The organism is Oceanobacillus sp. M60, from assembly GCF_053839645.1.
Window position 1 is genome coordinate 29089 of record NZ_JBSSNH010000005.1, and the last position, 18452, is coordinate 47540.

Below are 18452 nucleotides of genomic sequence, written 5' to 3' on the forward strand. Positions count from 1 at the left end.
CTTTTGGGCACCCCCCTTTCAGACCCTTAGCCTTGATTTCATCACATTAATAGATTAAAGTAGAATAAGATATGGAATCAATTTTTAAGGGGGAAATCTAAATGACACATGTTACGTTTAAATATGATAAAGCACTTTCATTTTTTGGCAAAGAAGAGATTAAAAACTTGTCTCCATTTGTATTGCGTGCGCACCAGATGATTCATGAAAAAATTGGTGCAGGTAATGACTTTTTAGGCTGGGTGGATCTACCTAAAAACTATGATCAGGAAGAATATGCACGCATCAAGAAAAGTGCAGAAAAAATTAAAAATGACTCTGATATCCTGCTTGTTATCGGTATCGGCGGTTCTTATCTTGGAGCGAAAGCAGCGTTAGAAATGCTCAACCACTCCTTCCAAAATCTGCTTTCCTCAGAAGAGCGAAAAGCACCTCAAGTTATTTTTGTTGGCCACCACCTAAGCTCTACTTATATGAGTGAACTGACAGATATACTGAAAGATAAAGATTTCTCTATTAATGTTATTTCTAAAAGTGGAACAACTACAGAGCCTGCCATTGCTTTCCGTATCTTTAAAAAGCTGCTGGAAGAAAAATATGGTCAAGAAGAGGCTAAAAAACGTATCTATGCAACAACCGACCGCAAACGCGGCGCATTAAAAACTACAGCTGATGAAAACGGTTATGAAACATTCGTTATTCCTGATGATGTCGGCGGACGTTATTCTGTATTAACTGCAGTAGGTCTATTACCGATTGCAGCAAGCAACATTGATATAGATGCTATGATGAAAGGGGCACAAACTGCCATGGAAGACCTGGCTGTTCCTGACGTCTATCGCAACCCGGCATATCAATATGCAACCGTGCGTAACATTCTGTATCAAAAAGGAAAAGTAACTGAGTTGCTCATTAATTATGAGCCGGCGCTTCAATATTTTTCTGAATGGTGGAAACAGCTGTTTGGTGAAAGTGAAGGGAAAGATCAAAAAGGTATCTACCCGTCATCTGCCAACTTCTCTACAGACTTACACTCCCTTGGACAATATATCCAAGAAGGAAGAAGAAATATTTTCGAAACCATCCTTCATGTGAATGAGCCTAAGAAGAATTTGAAGGTAGAAGAAGAAGAAAATGATTTGGATGGCTTAAATTATCTGGCTGGCAAAAGTATTCATGAAATTAACGATAAAGCATTCCAAGGAACCTTATTAGCACATACAGATGGTGATGTTCCAAACCTGATTATCGAGGTTCCAAAACTGGATGCATATACTTTCGGCTATTTAGTATACTTCTTTGAAAAAGCATGTGCTGTCAGCGGGTATCTGCTTGGTGTTAATCCATTCGATCAGCCTGGTGTAGAAGCATATAAGAAAAATATGTTTGCCCTGCTTGGTAAAGCTGGTTTTGAAGCAGAAAAAGAAGAACTTGAGAAGAGATTGTAAAAAATAGAAAACCTTTCTTTTATGGGGAGAATCCATAAAAGAAAGGTTTTCTGCATTTGTGAGCACCGTTAAATAAGCAATCTTTAATAAAAATAAATTTAATAAACTTTTTTAAAAGTTTTTGGTTTATTTTTATTAACAGCGGGTATTACTATAATTGTAAGGCTTTCTCGTATTCCCCCTGTAGGCAGAGCGTATTCACGCTTTGCTTTTTTTTGTCCTAAAATGAATAACTGCAAGTTTCTGGTCAGCTTTCTATCTTTCTGAGGAATCTTTGTTATAATAGAAAAATGAAATCATGTAAGGAGGCAAACGAAGAATGAGTATTTTTGAAGAGGTACATGACCGTAAGCAAACCAAATCAATGAAATGGGATATGCTTCAAAAAAGATTCCAGTCGGAAGATGTTATCCCAATGTGGGTAGCAGATATGGACTTTAAAGCCCCGGAAGCTGTGAATCAGGCGCTTATTAAACGTGCAGAGCACGGAATTTACGGATATACAGTAATCGATGAAGATGTTACATCTTCTATTACAGATTGGGTTAAAAACCGGCACGGATGGGATATCCAAGCGGACTGGCTTAACTACAGTCCTGGCGTGATCAATACGCTACATATGGCATTGCAGGCATTCACTGAACCCGGCGATAAGATTATGATTCAAACACCTGTGTACACACCCTTTTATAATATTATAAAGGTGTTGGACCGTGAGGTTGTAAAGAATCCATTAATTCAACAAGATGACTATTACACCATAGATTTTGAGGATATGGAAAAGAAACTAGCAAGCGGTGTGAAGGCATTTATTTTATGTTCACCTCATAATCCGGTAGGGCGTGTCTGGACAGAGGAAGAGCTTCGAAAAATGGCAGAGCTGTGTTTACAATATGATGCGATGATTTTCTCTGATGAAATTCATGCTGATTTAGTTTTCAAAGGACATAAACATCTGCCAATTGCCAGTTTATCAGAAGAAATTGCTGATAAAACCATTACTTGCATGGCTCCCTCTAAAACTTTTAATTTAGCAGGCTTGCAAGCTTCCTATGCCGTGACGCCAAACAAGCAAAACAAACAAAAATTAGAAAAAGCATTTCTCCGTCAAGGTTTAAATAACTCTTTAAACGGAATGGCTATTACAGCTATGGAAGCAGCCTACCGTCATGGCGGGCCTTGGCTGGAAGAACTGCTCGAAGTTGTTGAAAGCCATACAGCATATATTAAAGAAATGTTTGCCGCTCATGCACCTGAACTAAAAGTAATCAAGTCGGAAGGAACCTACCTTGTCTGGGTAGATTGCTCCCAGCTGAATATGGATAAAAAAGAATTAAACCGATTCATGATTGATAAAGGACGAGTCGGCTTAAATCCTGGTCAGGACTATGGAGATGAAGGGGACGCTTTTATGCGTATTAATGTCGCATGCCCCCGGGCAACCATTGAAGAAGGCGTACAACGAATTATTCATGCAGTCGAGGCATGGAGAGCATCTACTAATTAATTAGAAAAGAGTAAAAACTGCATTCATCCTTGGGAGAATGCAGTTTTTATTATCATGAAATCAGACATTATTATATTTCACATCCAAATGCAATTACATCTTTAGCCGTTTTCTTCGTTTTTCTGTTTATCATTATTTTCCGTCGGATCAGTCGGTGCGTCCTGCTCTTCCCCGCTTTGAGAATCTCCGCTGATTACTCCGCAAACGATACGGTCTCCTGAATTACCTGCCGGCTGGCTCATCCCATCATCTACCCCATCATGAATAATTAAAGAAGTTCCGTTATCTGCCGTCAGGCTATTTTTTCCTTTTTTTAATGTTGCCTCATTAATAATCAGCTCTTCTTGAACAGCCCCGTCCGCATCTGCTTCAATATTCGGGAGATCACCGACGTGCGGTCCATCTGTTTGCATCAGACCATGGTCTTTCCCATCCGGGTTAAAATGATTTCCGCTGGAAGAAAAATCAGGCCCCTCACATTTTCCGTATTCATGAACATGTATTGCATGAAAACCAGGACTTAAACCTTCTACTTCCACATTTACAGAAACACCGCCATCGGTTTCATTTAATCTGGCTGTTCCTACACGATCTCCATCCGCATTATACATCTCCAGCGTTTCTGAGTTTTCATGCGGCAGCAAGCATCCTGATAAAAAAAATAACATCATTAGAGAGAGCATCCATAACTTTTTATTCCGTCGTCGCATCGATAAGCTCCTTTACCTTTTTTTATAGTTTAGGCAAAGAAGTAATTTTTAATCAAAAAACTCCTCAAATCTTATTGATTAGAGGAGGTATTTGTCACATTATTATTTTTTTGCGTTTGCTGTAAAACATCCTGGTACTCCTGCTCAAAACGTTCCTGATCTTTTTTCGACTTTTTCATCATCCACCGCATCACTGTGACGGCCAATGCGATAAAAATAATTAGTGATATCACTGCAGGAATATACTCCATTTTATCTTCCGGGAAATAAAGAAATGGCATCATAAAGCTATTCACACCTTTCTGAAGACAATTATATCAAATATTCGATGCATGTAAATATGAGCATTTTTGAAAACCATATGTATATACATAAAAGCGCCCTGAAATCAGGACGCTTTTATGCATCATGTAAAATTATTCACCTAAATGTTCTTTAATTACGTCAGCGATACCGTTTAAAGCATCCGCTTCGTCTTTTCCGTCTGCGCTTACTTCAATTTCAGCACCTTTTGGAATTCCTAAAGACATTACACCCATGATGGATTTAAGGTTAACATTTTTACCTTTGTAGCTCACTTCAATTTCTGAATCAAATTGACCAGCTTTATTTACTAACAAAGTAGCCGGACGTGCGTGTACTCCAGTTTCTGCAGTGATTGTAAAAGTTTGCGATTTCATTATATACAACATCCTTTCTTTTTTTGAAAACCTGTATCGTTTATGTACCAAATTAATTAATTCACATAAACCTATGTTCTATTATATACAAAAATCACGAAATATGAAATACATAACTGCTTTTTTTATGAAATAAAGAATCGGATACGCTTTCATTTTGAATTCACACTTAGTTTAGAAACAACTATACATACACAGCTTTGTGTTCCAATCTTTGAATTTTTCTGCTTTTTATTTTGAAAATGGATTCATTTGTTTTTCAAAAATCTTTATGATACCTTTAATTTAAAGACGGAAACTAATAATGGAGGGATATGAAAATGAGTGTACATATCGGAGCAAAGCAGGGAGAAATAGCAGATAAAATCTTATTGCCGGGTGATCCGTTGCGGGCAAAATACATCGCAGAAAATTATTTAGAGGATGCTGTATTATATAATGAAGTCAGAGGCATGTACGGGTATACCGGCACTTACAAAGGAGAGCGTGTTTCTGTACAGGGAACCGGCATGGGTGTCCCTTCTATCTCCATCTATGTGAATGAGCTGATTCAAAGTTATGATGTCAAAAAACTGATTCGCGTCGGCACATGCGGTGCAATTCAAAAAGATGTCAAGGTCCGTGATGTAATCCTGGCACAGGGAGCCACAACAGACTCGCAAATAAATCAGCTTATTTTTAACGGCATTGATTATGCGCCAATTTCTGACTTTGAATTATTAAAAAATGCTTATGATGCCGGAACAGAAAAAGGATTACAGCTCCGTGTCGGAAATGTATTTACAAGCGATACCTTCTATCGTGATAATGCCAAAGAAGTAAATGAATTACTTGCCAAATATCAAGTGCTTGCCATTGAAATGGAATCTACTGCATTATATACCCTGGCTGCGAAATACGGACGTCAGGCATTATCCATTCTTACTGTTTCTGATCATATCATCACCGGCGAAGAAACAACAGCAGAAGAGCGTCAAACCACATTCCATGAAATGATGGAAATAGCATTAGACACGATTATTCAATAAAACGAAACTTCATTCAGCGGGAGTTTCACAGACGATTCTCCGTGATAAATTATTACAGAGAAGGCTCAAGCACTTCCAGGAATACACTTTTCTAATCTGCAAAACCGCATATTCCTGATAGCACCTGAGCCTTCCTTTTATTCCGGTACAAACTATGGTAAAATAATTAGAAAACTTGATTGTCACCAAGCCTGTAGGTGACAACCTTAGCTACACTTATGCAGTAAGAAAGTATATACTTTTTTAACTGCCAAAAATTGATGCGTTACTTAGGAAGGAAGTTCCCTCATCCATGACTTTATTAACGAATTTCCCATTATGGGCTGCACTCATTGCGATTGTGTTCGCTCAAGTTATAAAGATACCAATTAAACTGATTTTCACCAAAGAATTTCAGCCTGGACTTGCTTTCAGTACAGGGGGAATGCCCAGCAGCCATTCTGCAGCAGTGACATCGTTAGCTACTGCTGTCGGCATTGCAGAAGGTGTATCATCAAGTGTATTTGCGCTTGCTTGTATATTCAGTGTCATTACCATGTTTGATGCTTCCGGGGTCCGCAGGCAGGCTGGTGAACAGGCAATTGTGATTAATCAGCTCGTCCGTGATTTTCAATTGATTACCTCCAGCGCCAAAGACTGGAGCAAAAAGAAAGAAAATGAAAAAATACAAGAACTGAAAGAATTACTCGGGCACCAGCCGATTGAAGTATTTTTTGGCGCCATCACAGGAATTATTATTGCCTTTTCTCTTGCACCGTTTTTTTCTTATTAATCCATAAGAACCAAAAGACCAATGCTCCTGCTGGGAGCATTGGTCTTTTCTTTTATGTAATCCCATTTCTCTGTTAAAACATTTGATAGCCGCTTTTCCTTAAAAACCGGATAACCAAACCAGATACAATCGTTCCAATAAAACCAGATAATAAAATCACAATATCAGCAATTGTTAAAGCAACCATTCGTTCTCCAAGCGCCGAAAAAGATTCCCCCGGACTTGTGAAATAGCTGAAAAAAGAAACATTATCTATAATAAAAATCATTAGAATCGGATATAAGCACGCCATCAGCCATGTTTTTCTTAATAACATATTTAATATAAATGCAATTCCAAAAAAGATAACAAAATATAATACAACAGAAACAACAAGTTGAACCATTCTCTTCCCTCCGTCCTTTCTAAGGATGCATACAAAGCACATTTTATCTTAAAATGACAAAAAAGCAAAGCAGCATCTGCCAACCTTTGCTTTTTTGTCACTATATTTCTATCTATTATTATTTATAATAAATGAAAGTTTCCTTTTTTCAGTAATAATTGCCATCCGCCTAATTGAAATAAATAATGATTATCGTAAATTCGTTTGACTAATACAGCTCGCCACCCAAACACCTTTCGATTCTTTATGACCGCCACTCCGTCTTCTTGACCTAAAGTAGCGAGCATTCCTTGTTTAACCGGCTGACAAGCAGTAAGTTCTTTATTCCGTAACCTGGAAGAAACATTTTTTGCGACTACAGCGGCTTCCTCGATAGCTTTTTTTGCAGTTGGAAGGACTTCCTCCCCATGTTCATCTGCTGTATATGCACATTCTCCAACGACAAATATGGAATCATCTTTTGTAGAAAGCATATTGGGATCCACTTCAATTTTTTTATTTTTCAAAGCCAGTCCGGCTTTTTCAAATGCAGGATTGGCCTGTACCCCGCCAGTCCAAATAAATGTATGTGTACAAATTTTATGATTTTTCCCTTCTGTTTCATAAATAATTTTATTATCCTGACATTCCTTCAGTTTAGCTTGATGGATAATCTCTACTCCTCTGGATTGTAGAGACGTAGCTGCGTAATGTGCCAGTTTCTCATCGAACCCTGGCAGAAGAGATTTACTTTCCTCCAGTATGGAAATATGCACCTGCGTTTTCTCAATGTCAAATTCTCTGCATATCTCTGGTATTTGATTAATCAGTTCCCCTGCAAATTCAACACCTAGAATTCCACCGCCGCCAATAACAATATTTAACTTGCTCTCATCCTTCTTTTCAGCATTCGCATAACTGGCAAAATTATATTCGATATGCTCACGGACAAAACGGGCGCTGTTGATATCCGTGATAGAATAAGCATGTTCATCCAGTCCCGGAATTCCTTCAGCCCTCGGCTCAAAGCCAAGACCGATAACAAGTAAATCATAGTGTAATTCCTTATTTTTAAGCTTGATTTTTTTAGAATTTCTTTTGATAGAAACAACTTCATCTATAATAAAATTTATTTTAGAACGATTAATAATTTCTTTGATTTTTATTTTGGAGCGATCTTGATGCCGTGTACCAGCAGCATTTTCATGCAGACAGCTTGCTTGAAAATGATAGTCATATTTATGAACCAGCGTTATCTCTGCTTCATTCTTTCCAAGCTGTTTCTGAAGCTTAACTGCCGTCATTATACCTCCATAACCCGCCCCTAATATTACAATATGCGGTTTAATCATGGTTTTTCACTACTCCTATTAATTTTGTAATTTATCACTAAAATGCGAAACAAAACGCATTTTGTCATATAAATAACTTCGTTTTGTAATCAAACTGTAATAATACTAACTTATCTTAAATGCTTTAATCAAAAATAGCAAGCTTTAAAACCTCTTTTTTATCTATACCTATGAAGAAAGCATTTAGACATGCTACTATCTAAATGAAAATTTCTTCCCTTTTGAAACGATATAATTCAAACTAAAACAAGTTTGTGATACCATAGGATAGGTAAACGTCTAGAAAGAAAAGAGGTATTGTATGGAGAAAGTTTTTGATGTAACAATCATTGGAGCTGGACCCACTGGCTTATTCACAGCCTTTTACGGCGGCATGCGTCAAGCTAGTGTTAAGATAATTGAAAGCCTGCCTCATATTGGAGGACAGTTAACAGCACTATATCCAGAGAAATATATATACGATGTTGCAGGATTTCCAAAAGTCCGTGCGCAGGAGCTTGTTGACCAGCTGGAAGAACAAGCCAATTTATTCGATCCTGAAATTGTACTTGGACAAGCCATTGAGACAGTGGAACGATTAGAAGATGACAGCTTTCGTCTTGTGTCAAACACCGGGGAAGTTCATTTGACAAAAACAATGATTATCACGGCCGGCAATGGGGCTTTTCAGCCTAGAAGATTAAACGTAGGAGACAGCGAAGCCTACGAAAATACGAACTTACACTATTATGTGACGGATATGAATAAATACAAGGACAAGCATGTTGCTATTCTAGGTGGCGGAGATTCAGCTGTAGACTGGGCCTTGATGCTTGAAAAAGTTGCTTCTAAAGTGACATTGATTCATCGCAGAGACCAATTCCGAGCTCATGAGCATAGTGTAGAGCAATTAGAGGCCTCTGCTGTAGAAAAGCTGACGCCATATGCTCCAACAGCCATTGTAGCAAATAAGAAGATTGAAAAGCTTATTTTACAAAAGATAAAAGAAGAAGAATTGATTGAATTAGAAGTCGATGATGTTATTTGTAACTATGGATTCATCTCCAGTCTCGGGCCAATTAAAAACTGGGGATTAGAAATTGAAAAAAATAGTATCGTTGTAAATTCTAAAATGGAGACAAATATTCCTGGTATATACGCCGCTGGAGATATTTGTACGTATGACGGAAAAGTTAAATTGATTGCAACAGGATTTGGTGAAGGGCCGACAGCAATCAATAATGCTAAAAATTACATCGATCCCAAAGCAAGAATTCAACCGAAACACTCAACAGCAATGTTTTAAAAAGGGGAATACATGATGGAAAAATCGTTTGAATGAGAATTTTCTCTGCTTCAGACGATTTTCTTTTTTTATACAGTTCACTTCATTAAATCCTGGGGATAAAAGAGCTTGAACACCACATTGTTTAGTTTGAGGATCTTGGAGATGTTTTTAGTAGAAATTTAGATAAAAGATTTAAAAGAAAGATTGGCAGTATTTCTCTGCCAATCTTTCTTTATTAACAATCGCCAGGTGCACCGGCATTTTGTGCAGTGCGGAAGGAAGAGCCGCATCCGCAGGAAATAATTGCGTTCGGATTATCAATGCTGAACCCGCCGCCCATCATGTTTTCTTTATAATCTATCTTGGTACCTTCAATAATTGGAATATCCTGGTTAAAAAAGACGATTGGAATACCGTTAATGGTTTCAATAATATCCAATTCCTCATTTACTTCATCAGCAAAACCTAAGGAGTAGGATAAGCCGCTGCAGCCGCCGCCTTTCACGCCAAAACGAAGCATCGCCTGGTCTGATTCCTCTCTCATCATTTCTTTAATCTGTGCACTTGCACGATCAGTCAGTTCAATAATCATCTTCTGAACCTCCTTTTTTCCTTGTATATCCTATATGTTTAGTATACACCTGAACTTGTCAGAATCAAGTAATTCATTTTAAGCATAAAAAATTCCCGTTGCGATGGTTTCTGCTCCGCCGGTCATCCAGATATGATCATCTTTTCTCCATTCAATGATTAAATCTCCGCCGGCTAAATGAACAACAATCTTTTTACCTTTGGTTACTTTTTTATTTAACGTTGCTGCAACGACAGCCGCACAGGCTCCTGTTCCGCATGCTTCTGTCACGCCGGAGCCGCGTTCCCAGACACGGAAATGTATTTCCTCATCCGACACAACCTCAATAAACTCTGTATTAACCCCTTCAGGGAAGCGTTCATCCTTTTCAATAACCGGTCCCAGCGTTGTCAGCGGCGCGTCATCAATCGCATCCACCATCGTTATCACATGCGGATTTCCCATGGAAACCGCAGTGACATGCAGTGTCTTATCTGCAACCTCGAACGGCTCATTTATAACAGTTGTTCCTGCTTCTCCAAGCATCGGAATCTGTTCTCTTTGTAATATCGGAGCTCCCATATCAATGGTTACTTCGTTGACTTTCTGCTCGTCATTCTCTTTCACAGTAGCTCGAACAATATTAGCTTTTGTCTGTATCGTAAATTCTTTTTTATCCACAATTCCTGTTTCATAAGCATATTTAGCTGTACAGCGCAATCCATTCCCGCAATTCATTCCCTCTGAACCGTCCTTATTAAAGATACGCATACCTACATCTGCTTTTTCTGCCGGATGAATCAAAATCATTCCATCCGAACCAATGCCCGTATTCTGATTTGACATGTTGATAGCTAATTCAGACAGCCGGTTCTCTGGCAGCTCTGTTTGAAAAAGATCAATATAGATATAATTATTTCCCAGCCCATGCATCTTCGTAAAAGGTATTTTCATCTTCTCTTCCCCTCTTCTGTTCATCCTTCTATTTCTTCGAGTCCCAGTTCTTCCAATGCTTGATAAATTGGCTTTAAACGCGGGATTCCTTCTGCTACCATTTTATCATTAATCCATACAACTGGATAAAAAAGATCTTCTTCTATTATTTTCTCTACATATGCTTGCTGACCAGCGTCTGGTTGCGTTTGATTGATATCGATATAATTATATTGAACGCCGTCAGAAGCATATTTCCTCCCTATTGCTGCCTGAAGCCACTCATACGTATCTTTGGAACCTGGTGCTCCGACACAGCTTGCGCAGATTTGTTCACTTCCATAGACAGTTATCGTTATTGCCGGCATGTTAACACCCTCTCCTTCCAAATATCTCTTTCCTCTCGCCTGTCCTCCATATTAATTATTTTACAAAATAAGCGTAAAAAGATAAAATAAAATTAACCAGCTAATTGAAAATCATTTTCAAATAGATTTTTATGCTTAACCGCGTTATAATAGATTTGTGGGAAAGGAGTAGGTGACTGTGGAAGAGCAAGTACAAGAAGTATTAAGCAAGCTTCGTCCATTCTTATTACGTGATGGCGGAGACGTAGAGTTAGTTGACGTTGACGATGATGGCGTTGTTTTACTTCGTCTCATGGGAGCATGCGGCAATTGCCCTAGTTCAACCATTACATTAAAAGCAGGAATTGAGCGTGCATTGATGGCAGAGGTTCCTGGCGTAACAGAAATAGAACAAGTATTTTAATTAAATATAAACGGAGAGGCTTTTGGCAATATCAAAACCCTGCTCCGTTTTTTATTTTTTTAAAATCAAATTTTGTTCTATGAAATTGGTGTAATTGCTTCTTCTCCGCTGACGACTGCCAGGATATTATCCATGCATAACTCTACCATTCTTTTTCTTGTTTCTACACTGGCAGACCCGATATGCGGAAGACATACGGTATTATTTAAACCAACAAGCGGATGATCTGCTCTAATCGGCTCTTCTTCAAAGACGTCCAATCCTGCTGCTTGGATTTCTCCCGTTTTAAGTGCATGGACAAGTGCATCCTCAACCACTACTTTTCCGCGTGAGATATTAATAAAAATAGCACTTGATTTCATTTTTTCAAAAGCGGCCCGGTTAAACATTTTATCCGTTTCCTTCGTATGCGGAACTACTGTCACAACAAAATCAGAAGTCTCCAAAAGTTCTTTAAAGCTGACATACGTTGCTTGCAATCGTTCTTCTGCATCTTTTTTACGGGAACGGTTATGATATTGGATATTCATATCAAAACCTGCTGCACGTTTCGCTATTGCTTCTCCAATTCTCCCCATTCCTACAATACCGATAGTTTTTGCGTGAATATCTGAGCCGGCAAAGAAAAATGGCGCCCACGCCTGCCACTTATCCTCCTTCACCCACGCATCCGCTTCTACAATTCGTCTGGCAGCAGCCATCAATAAGGAAAAGCCTAAATCTGCGGTCGTTTCCGATAAAACATCCGGTGTATTCGCTGCGATAACATCATGCTTCTCACATGCTTCCAAATCGATGTTATCGTAACCGACGGCCATATTCGCAACCACCTTCAATTGAGGAGCTTTAGACAGAAGCTCTTCATCAATAGAATCACTTAATACGGCAAATAAGGCATTTGCATCAGCAGCCTCTTTCAAAAGCGTCTCTCTTGGCACAGGCTCCTCCTCTTTTTCCCACATCCGGATTTCCAGCTGTTCCTGATAAGCTTTTACATATTTCTCCTCTAATTTGCGCGTAATATAAACCTTTGGCTTGGACATATACGAGTATTCTCCTTCCTGCGATGAAATAATGAATTTTTGCTTATAACCAGCTTATCATAGGTATCTGCCAATCCGAAACATCAACACCTACCGTTTCATAAAACCTCGCCAGTCTCCTCTCATAAACCTCTTGATGCTTTAATAATTGCTCTAACGCTTGAGAATTCGGGTACTGGAAAGCGCCCTCTAAAAAATCGTAAAGATGGATCGGATAGAACAGCCTGGCAAAGATAAGTCTCCACGCAAATACAGACAGCGGCTGATAGTTTTGATAATCATTTAAAAACTGATTAATTTCTGCCTCCGATTTATTTTGTAAAAAAGCATAACGGATATACTCGGCAATATCACGCGTCGGATGGTCATATACGAGTTCATCTGTCCAAACAATTTTCTTTTCAGATGTATTCCATCTGGCAAAAGCAACCGTACTCTGATCTGTTTGTAAGATGCGCTGCTCTTTTTCGCTTTCCCGTAAATATTGAATAGCATTTTCGCTGATTCCTACAATATATGGTAAAATATCCATCACTTCAGATAAATAATTACTCGCTCCTTCTTCTTTTGCCTGTCTTGTTAATTCTTCCTCAAAAAAAGTCAGCTTTTCTTCCCAAAGCTTTCTCCATAACCCATAGCTTGAAATCGCCTTCGGTTCATACTGAAAACTGCTCCCAATGCGGTGAATATCACCGAGCATTTTACCAGGGCTTTCCTGACGAGATATTTGTGACTCATCGTCTAATACAAGAACCATCCACAATTCATTGCCATAATTGGTAAACCAATCTCCGTTGATATTCCGAATGGGATAAGCTACATTGTATAATCCGTTTTCTCTTAAGAAATAGGCCAAAGTTGCTTGTTCCATCAATATCATTTCCTTGTTTGTCGCAGGAATGGTAAAATAGTGATAGCGCTCTTTTTGATAACCCTCACGCTCTTCGATGAATTGCTTCCCTTCTATCTGGATAGCGTATTGACTGCGGAGCATTTCTGACATCGGCATCAACAAACTCCTCCTTATCGTATATATTAACTATATGAAGGAAAGGACTATACAATTATATTAAATCGAAAAAAGGTGTGTTTTAAATGACGAAGTATACAAGCAAAACAGAACTTGAAGTAAGAGCAAGACAGCTTTTAAAAGAACGTGGTGTCAAAATAGATGATATTGCAGAATTGGTATACTATCTGCAATCAAAATATCATAACGATTTAACGATGGATACCTGCCGTTTTAATGTAAATCGTGTGTTAACGAAAAGAGAAGTACAAAATGCAGTCATCACAGGCATTGAATTAGATATGCTGGCGGAGAAAAAGCTATTAAGCGAGCCGCTTCAGGAAACAATTCAGATTGATGAAGGCTTATATGGAATTGATGAAGTCATTGCCTTGTCTATTGTCAATGTCTACGGTTCCATCGGCTTGACCAATTTTGGATATATCGATAAACAAAAACCCGGTATCTTAGAAAAACTGAATGATAAAAGCAGCGGCGAAATCCACACATTTTTAGATGATATCGTCGGCGCTGTCGCAGCTGCAGCCTCCAGTCGTCTGGCTCATGGAGATGCAGAAAATGAACATGAAGAATTAGACGGATAAAAAACATTGGACACAAAAAAGCATTCATTCTCCCTATGCTCATATTAGATAGGGGATGAATGCTTTTTTGCTATTCAAAGGTCCATTCTGATAAATTTTCTATGATATATGTCGGCTGCTCTTCAAAGGTTGCCAGCTCTTCTGTGGAAGTCACCCCGGTAGAAACAAATAACGTATCTACACCGGCATGGATTCCCGACTGGATATCTGTCTGGTAATTATCTCCAACCATTACAACATCCTCTCTCCGCAAACCGAGTACATCTAATGCCTCTTTCATGATAACCGTATCCGGCTTGCCAATAAATACAGGCGCCTGCTGGGTGCTTGTCTGAATCAAAGCAGTAAAAGCCCCGTTGCCTGGTCCCATACCGTCTTCAGTTGGAATAGCGTGATCCCGATTGGTAGAAATAAACTGTGCACCCTTGCGGATAGCTATGCATGCTTTAGCAAGCTTGTCATAGGTAATATCCCTGTCCAGACCTACAACAACCGCATCCGCATCTGTACTATCCGTTAATTGGATACCATATTCTTTTATTGGATTCTTCAGACCGCTCTGCCCGATACAGTAGCAGGTTTTTACGGATTGGTCCTGCAGATACTTCGCCGTTGCCATGCTGCTGGTAACGACCTGTTTGTGATTTGCCAGGATTCCTAATCCGTTTAACTTTTCAGCTACTTCCCGGGTGCTTTTTGTAGAATTATTTGTTACAAACACATAAGGAATATTTTTTTCTGCTAATTGCTTTACAAAAGGAATTGCTTCAGGAATAACCTCATTCCCTCTGTAAACAGTCCCGTCTAAATCAATAAGATATCCTTTATATTTCTTCACATTATTACCTCTCTATCTCGATTACATCATACCTATTTTAAGACGCTTGACTGACCGATGTTTATTCTGAGTTAGCAGCTATCCGCCATTGACAGCATTTATCTCCATCAACCAGCAGCGCTTTTGTCTTAATTTCCTGATTCGGAAACAAGGCTTCATACATTTCTTTTTCATGCTGGCACATCACAGGATAATCCCTTGCCACTTCTAAAAAAGGGCAATGAAAATTATTTAATTGAAAGCCTTGCGCACCTTTATCTTCTGCTTGAAACATATAGCCGCTCCGATTTTGAAAATCCTTTAACGCAGCTACTTTTTCTTCCGTTGTAGAACAGGAATCTAAAAGCTTCTTTAATTGCTCTTTTTCCTTCGTTGACTGTTTTTTTAAAAGCTTGCTGATTAGCTGTTTTCCCTGTAATGCTTCTAAATCATGGAGCAGGTCTAAAGAGAGTTCTTTATAGCGATTAGGGAAACTTTCTTGACTTTTCTCTGTTAAACGATAAGTATGATACGGCCGTCCAATCTCTTTTTTATGCTGCTGCACCTCAATAAATCCCTCTTGCACAAGCGTATGAATCTGCTTCCGGACAGCTGTTTCTGAGATAGTAAAATGGGCCATCAGTGTATCCATCGTTATCGTACCCTGTTCTTTCAATACCTGGATAACCTTATCCTTTGTCGAGACACGTTTCCCCATCCGCTTGCCCTCCCCTTTTAAACATACATTTTATTTATTTGAAAAAGCATTTGCTACGCCTAGTTCATTCTGCAGATATGTATGAATCCGCTTTGAAAAATAGGTAAATACCTCTGCGTGCTCTTCAAAAAACTGCTCCAGACTTTGATGATCGATTGCCTGATATTCATGTACTAAAGGTTTACGCCAATGAATCAGAGCTTTATATACTGCTTCTTCCTCCGCAGGAATAACTTTTTCATCTGTTAAGATGTCAATAATATCCTCGTAACTACCCGGATCCCTCATAATAAAACCGTCTATCATCATATTTCCTACATCCAGCACACCTTCGATAAAGACATGCGCCATGCGCTCCAACGCAAGATATTCTACTGGGCTGTGATAGGAATGATTCTTTAACGTATCTAAAATCTCATTCATAAATGTCAATGTCTGATTAATTTTTTCCTGATCTACAAAATACATTATGATTCCCCCAAAAACGTCTATACTAAAGGATGTTTCCATACTACTATTATCATATCATAATTTGTAATGTATTTTCACTGAACTTTCTTGATAAAGTATAGAATTAAGAAGCGAATCTTTCCTTCTTTTTCAAAAAACGTGATATAGTAAGTCTAATACGTGTGAAGGAGATAAATGCCGGATGGAAAAGCGAGATATTTTAAAAATGGATGCCACGGGTATAGCATCCGCAATTAAAAAGAAGCATCTAACCTCTATAGATGCTGTAACAGCTTTTATTGAACAAATCAAAGCGATTAACCCTTCCATTAATGCAGTTGTTGAAGAAAGATTTACTGAAGCGCTGCAAGAGGCTCAGGAAGCAGATGAACTGCTGCAGAATAATGGGGCTCTGGGTAAATTACACGGAGTTCCCATCAGCATCAAAGAGTGCTTTCATGTGAAGGGAATGAAAACTACAGCAGGCTTAGAACACCGTCAGGACCTTATTTATCAAGAGGATGCAGAAGTTGTTCAGCAATTAAAGCAGGAGGGCGCTATTATACTCGGAAAAACAAATACGCCTGCACTTTGCTTCTGTCAGGAAACGGATAATAAGTTATATGGCAGAACAAATAATCCCTGGGACATCACCAAAACCGCTGGAGGCTCCAGCGGTGGTGAAGGTGCGCTGCTTGCTTCCGGCGGGTCTGCTGTCGGGATTGGTTCAGATATTGGCGGTTCCATTCGTTTTCCATCTCATTTTAATGGAGTTATCGGTTTCAAACCCGGGAAGGATACCATTTCCACAGAAGGCCATTTTCCGTCTGTCCAGCATGAACTGCAGCATCGGATGCTGACAGTCGGGCCAATGGGGAAATCTGTAGAGGATATGCAGCTTATTTATGAAATTTTATCTCCAAGCCACTTCAAGCATCAGACATTGCAGGAATTTAAAATAGAAATATTACCAGCTAATCCAGGCTATCCGCTTTCCACAAGAACAGGGAATTTATTAGGGCAGCTGGAAAATTTTCTTGAAAGAATTTACAATGTCCAGCAGGTGATGCCGCCTTATTTTAGGGACAGTGCCTTAATATGGCAGGAAATCATGTCGATTAATGGAAGTAAATTGGTTGAAGATGAAGCTTTTAATAATGACCGCTCCGGATTAGTGCGTTCCTTTTTAAAAGAGAAACTGAGACAGCGTACGAATGTCCACCCATATTTATCCTGGGCCATTATTGGAGCAAAAATGTTTAAACCTTCGCAAAAAAGAGTCCGGGAAATAATGGATATCATTCAGCAGGGTGACGAGCTGTTAAAAACATATTTAGATAAAAGGCTGCTGATAATGCCCGTGTATTATCAGTCCGCATTAGATCACGGGCAGGTTTTTAAAGAGATTTTCTCTATCCGTAAAACCTATTTGCAATACATGCCTTATACTGCCTATGCGAATGTATGGGGGCTTCCTGCTCTGACTATTCCAGTTGGAGAAGACGAGAAAAACATGCCCATCGGCGTACAAATTATCAGCAGTATTGGTAATGAGGATGCCATTTTTCGTCTGGGTAAATTACTTACGAAACGCTTTCGCGGGTATAAGCTGGCAGAGGTGACAGACAGGTAATTATTAGAAGGCGTGATTTCCCTCCATCTGCACAAACTACAAACTAACGGGAGGGAAATAACGATGCCAAAAAAAGATTATCAAGAGCATTCAACCGTTCAAAAACAGCATGATGCCCTCATTCCAGAGGAATTTCCCGAGGGGCCTTTTGGATCTGATATTCGTGAACATGACTTGGTTTCTGGAAAGTCAACAGATTGGGAAGAAGGCCAGCAGCGCACAAGTGCCTTCACCTACGCAGACAAAAAACAGCATAAAAAGCTGCAACGAAGAGCTCCCGGAGCCCATCCTCTCGAAGAAAAAGATAATTAAAGCTTTCCTGCTGTATAAAAAAAGAAGTTCAAAATGTCTTCTTAGCCATAAGAAGATAGATTGAACTTCTTTTATTTCTGCATCTTTTTCAAAACAAAATAAGCACAGCCGAAATTACAGTATTCATAAATATAATCCTGAAAACAGCTGATTTTCGCATCTATTGGTGCTTTGGCATGATTATCATGATAAAACCCTTTTAAACGAAGCTGTTCATACGCCCAATCGCCTACGATAAAATCATATTTTGATAAAACCTCTGAATAGCGCTCTTTCACAGCTTCTGCTTCAAAGCCTTCTTTATTTTCTTCAATTAATTCATATGTTTTCCCATTTAACTCAATCATAAGAGAATAGTCACACTCCTTATCAATTATTCTTAGTTTATCACAGAAACAGTTAGAAAAACCAGAAAAAATTACCTGCATGATTTACGCTTGTTTTCCAAAACTAAGATGTAAG

Annotated in this window: 23 protein-coding genes; 9 read left to right on the forward strand and 14 right to left on the reverse strand. The window is 38.9% G+C overall.

Going from position 1 to position 18452, the window contains the following annotated elements; all coding sequences use genetic code 11:
• The first annotated feature begins 101 nt into the window (after positions 1–101).
• A complete protein-coding gene (locus ACW0TQ_RS13295; protein WP_042530671.1) occupies positions 102–1448 on the forward strand; it encodes a glucose-6-phosphate isomerase in 1347 nt (448 codons plus the stop codon).
• A 319-nt stretch (positions 1449–1767) separates the two neighbouring features.
• Positions 1768–2955 (forward strand): MalY/PatB family protein, encoded by a 1188-nt coding sequence (locus ACW0TQ_RS13300; protein ID WP_193065517.1) that lies wholly within the window; start codon positions 1768–1770, stop codon positions 2953–2955.
• A gap of 101 nt (positions 2956–3056) precedes the next feature.
• On the opposite strand, the gene ACW0TQ_RS13305 is transcribed toward ACW0TQ_RS13300, so the two are convergent.
• The 3 genes from ACW0TQ_RS13305 to ACW0TQ_RS13315 form a co-directional block, all read right to left on the reverse strand.
• Complete coding sequence (locus tag ACW0TQ_RS13305) at positions 3057–3665, reverse strand: superoxide dismutase family protein (protein WP_246529002.1); 609 nt, start codon at positions 3663–3665, stop codon at positions 3057–3059.
• A 71-nt stretch (positions 3666–3736) separates the two neighbouring features.
• Positions 3737–3949 carry a hypothetical protein gene (locus ACW0TQ_RS13310; protein ID WP_042530667.1) on the reverse strand — a complete coding sequence of 71 codons (213 nt, stop codon included), beginning with the start codon at positions 3947–3949 and terminating at the stop codon, positions 3737–3739.
• A 132-nt stretch (positions 3950–4081) separates the two neighbouring features.
• On the reverse strand, positions 4082–4345 hold the full coding sequence (locus ACW0TQ_RS13315; protein WP_042530665.1) for a phosphocarrier protein HPr: 264 nt from the start codon (positions 4343–4345) through the stop codon (positions 4082–4084).
• Positions 4346–4665: 320 nt separating this feature from the next.
• On the opposite strand from ACW0TQ_RS13315, the gene deoD reads away from it, so the two are divergent.
• Both deoD and ACW0TQ_RS13325 read left to right on the forward strand, forming a co-directional pair.
• Complete coding sequence (deoD, locus tag ACW0TQ_RS13320) at positions 4666–5373, forward strand: purine-nucleoside phosphorylase (RefSeq protein WP_042530663.1); 708 nt, start codon at positions 4666–4668, stop codon at positions 5371–5373.
• Between the two features lie 292 nt (positions 5374–5665).
• Positions 5666–6145 carry a divergent PAP2 family protein gene (locus ACW0TQ_RS13325; protein ID WP_042530661.1) on the forward strand — a complete coding sequence of 160 codons (480 nt, stop codon included), beginning with the start codon at positions 5666–5668 and terminating at the stop codon, positions 6143–6145.
• A 73-nt stretch (positions 6146–6218) separates the two neighbouring features.
• Here the strand turns inward: ACW0TQ_RS13325 and ACW0TQ_RS13330 are convergent, their stop codons facing one another.
• The gene (locus tag ACW0TQ_RS13330; protein WP_455725768.1) at positions 6219–6530 is read right to left on the reverse strand and encodes a YuiB family protein; all 312 of its coding nucleotides are present in this window, start codon (positions 6528–6530) and stop codon (positions 6219–6221) included.
• A 122-nt stretch (positions 6531–6652) separates the two neighbouring features.
• Complete coding sequence (locus ACW0TQ_RS13335) at positions 6653–7813, reverse strand: NAD(P)/FAD-dependent oxidoreductase (protein WP_419880331.1); 1161 nt, start codon at positions 7811–7813, stop codon at positions 6653–6655.
• 349 nt (positions 7814–8162) lie between these two features.
• Between ACW0TQ_RS13335 and ACW0TQ_RS13340 the strand changes: the two genes are divergently transcribed.
• Positions 8163–9146, forward strand: coding sequence for an NAD(P)/FAD-dependent oxidoreductase (locus ACW0TQ_RS13340; protein ID WP_042530654.1), 984 nt, complete (start codon positions 8163–8165; stop codon positions 9144–9146).
• A 217-nt stretch (positions 9147–9363) separates the two neighbouring features.
• Here the strand turns inward: ACW0TQ_RS13340 and ACW0TQ_RS13345 are convergent, their stop codons facing one another.
• From ACW0TQ_RS13345 to ACW0TQ_RS13355, 3 genes are all read right to left on the reverse strand, one after another.
• Positions 9364–9720: a HesB/IscA family protein gene (locus ACW0TQ_RS13345; RefSeq protein ID WP_193063666.1), complete on the reverse strand. Its 357-nt coding sequence runs from the start codon at positions 9718–9720 to the stop codon at positions 9364–9366.
• A 78-nt stretch (positions 9721–9798) separates the two neighbouring features.
• Positions 9799–10653, reverse strand: a complete 855-nt coding sequence (gene dapF, locus ACW0TQ_RS13350; protein WP_193063665.1) for a diaminopimelate epimerase — start codon at positions 10651–10653, stop codon at positions 9799–9801.
• 20 nt (positions 10654–10673) lie between these two features.
• Positions 10674–11000 carry a YuzD family protein gene (locus ACW0TQ_RS13355; RefSeq protein WP_193063664.1) on the reverse strand — a complete coding sequence of 109 codons (327 nt, stop codon included), beginning with the start codon at positions 10998–11000 and terminating at the stop codon, positions 10674–10676.
• Between the two features lie 178 nt (positions 11001–11178).
• Between ACW0TQ_RS13355 and ACW0TQ_RS13360 the strand changes: the two genes are divergently transcribed.
• Positions 11179–11403 (forward strand): NifU family protein, encoded by a 225-nt coding sequence (locus tag ACW0TQ_RS13360; protein ID WP_040979025.1) that lies wholly within the window; start codon positions 11179–11181, stop codon positions 11401–11403.
• Between the two features lie 77 nt (positions 11404–11480).
• On the opposite strand, the gene ACW0TQ_RS13365 is transcribed toward ACW0TQ_RS13360, so the two are convergent.
• Entirely contained in the window at positions 11481–12446 is a 966-nt protein-coding gene (locus ACW0TQ_RS13365; RefSeq protein ID WP_368901427.1) for an NAD(P)-dependent oxidoreductase, read from the reverse strand.
• A 43-nt stretch (positions 12447–12489) separates the two neighbouring features.
• Positions 12490–13455: a hypothetical protein gene (locus tag ACW0TQ_RS13370; protein ID WP_193063662.1), complete on the reverse strand. Its 966-nt coding sequence runs from the start codon at positions 13453–13455 to the stop codon at positions 12490–12492.
• Between the two features lie 86 nt (positions 13456–13541).
• On the opposite strand from ACW0TQ_RS13370, the gene ACW0TQ_RS13375 reads away from it, so the two are divergent.
• The gene (locus ACW0TQ_RS13375) at positions 13542–14060 is read left to right on the forward strand and encodes a phosphatidylglycerophosphatase A family protein (RefSeq protein WP_042530643.1); all 519 of its coding nucleotides are present in this window, start codon (positions 13542–13544) and stop codon (positions 14058–14060) included.
• Between the two features lie 70 nt (positions 14061–14130).
• Here ACW0TQ_RS13375 and ACW0TQ_RS13380 read toward each other — a convergent pair whose 3' ends face one another.
• The 3 genes from ACW0TQ_RS13380 to ACW0TQ_RS13390 form a co-directional block, all read right to left on the reverse strand.
• Positions 14131–14898, reverse strand: a complete 768-nt coding sequence (locus ACW0TQ_RS13380; RefSeq protein WP_212928797.1) for a TIGR01457 family HAD-type hydrolase — start codon at positions 14896–14898, stop codon at positions 14131–14133.
• Positions 14899–14959: 61 nt separating this feature from the next.
• On the reverse strand, positions 14960–15595 hold the full coding sequence (locus tag ACW0TQ_RS13385) for a helix-turn-helix transcriptional regulator (protein ID WP_455725769.1): 636 nt from the start codon (positions 15593–15595) through the stop codon (positions 14960–14962).
• A 30-nt stretch (positions 15596–15625) separates the two neighbouring features.
• A complete protein-coding gene (locus ACW0TQ_RS13390) occupies positions 15626–16063 on the reverse strand; it encodes a DUF86 domain-containing protein (protein WP_042530636.1) in 438 nt (145 codons plus the stop codon).
• 184 nt (positions 16064–16247) lie between these two features.
• Here ACW0TQ_RS13390 and ACW0TQ_RS13395 point away from each other — a divergent pair, with 184 nt between their 5' ends.
• Both ACW0TQ_RS13395 and ACW0TQ_RS13400 read left to right on the forward strand, forming a co-directional pair.
• The gene (locus tag ACW0TQ_RS13395; protein ID WP_042530635.1) at positions 16248–17678 is read left to right on the forward strand and encodes an amidase; all 1431 of its coding nucleotides are present in this window, start codon (positions 16248–16250) and stop codon (positions 17676–17678) included.
• 63 nt (positions 17679–17741) lie between these two features.
• Positions 17742–17990: a hypothetical protein gene (locus ACW0TQ_RS13400; RefSeq protein ID WP_042530633.1), complete on the forward strand. Its 249-nt coding sequence runs from the start codon at positions 17742–17744 to the stop codon at positions 17988–17990.
• 71 nt (positions 17991–18061) lie between these two features.
• On the opposite strand, the gene ACW0TQ_RS13405 is transcribed toward ACW0TQ_RS13400, so the two are convergent.
• Positions 18062–18337: a YutD family protein gene (locus ACW0TQ_RS13405; protein WP_042530631.1), complete on the reverse strand. Its 276-nt coding sequence runs from the start codon at positions 18335–18337 to the stop codon at positions 18062–18064.
• Positions 18338–18452 lie beyond the last annotated feature (115 nt).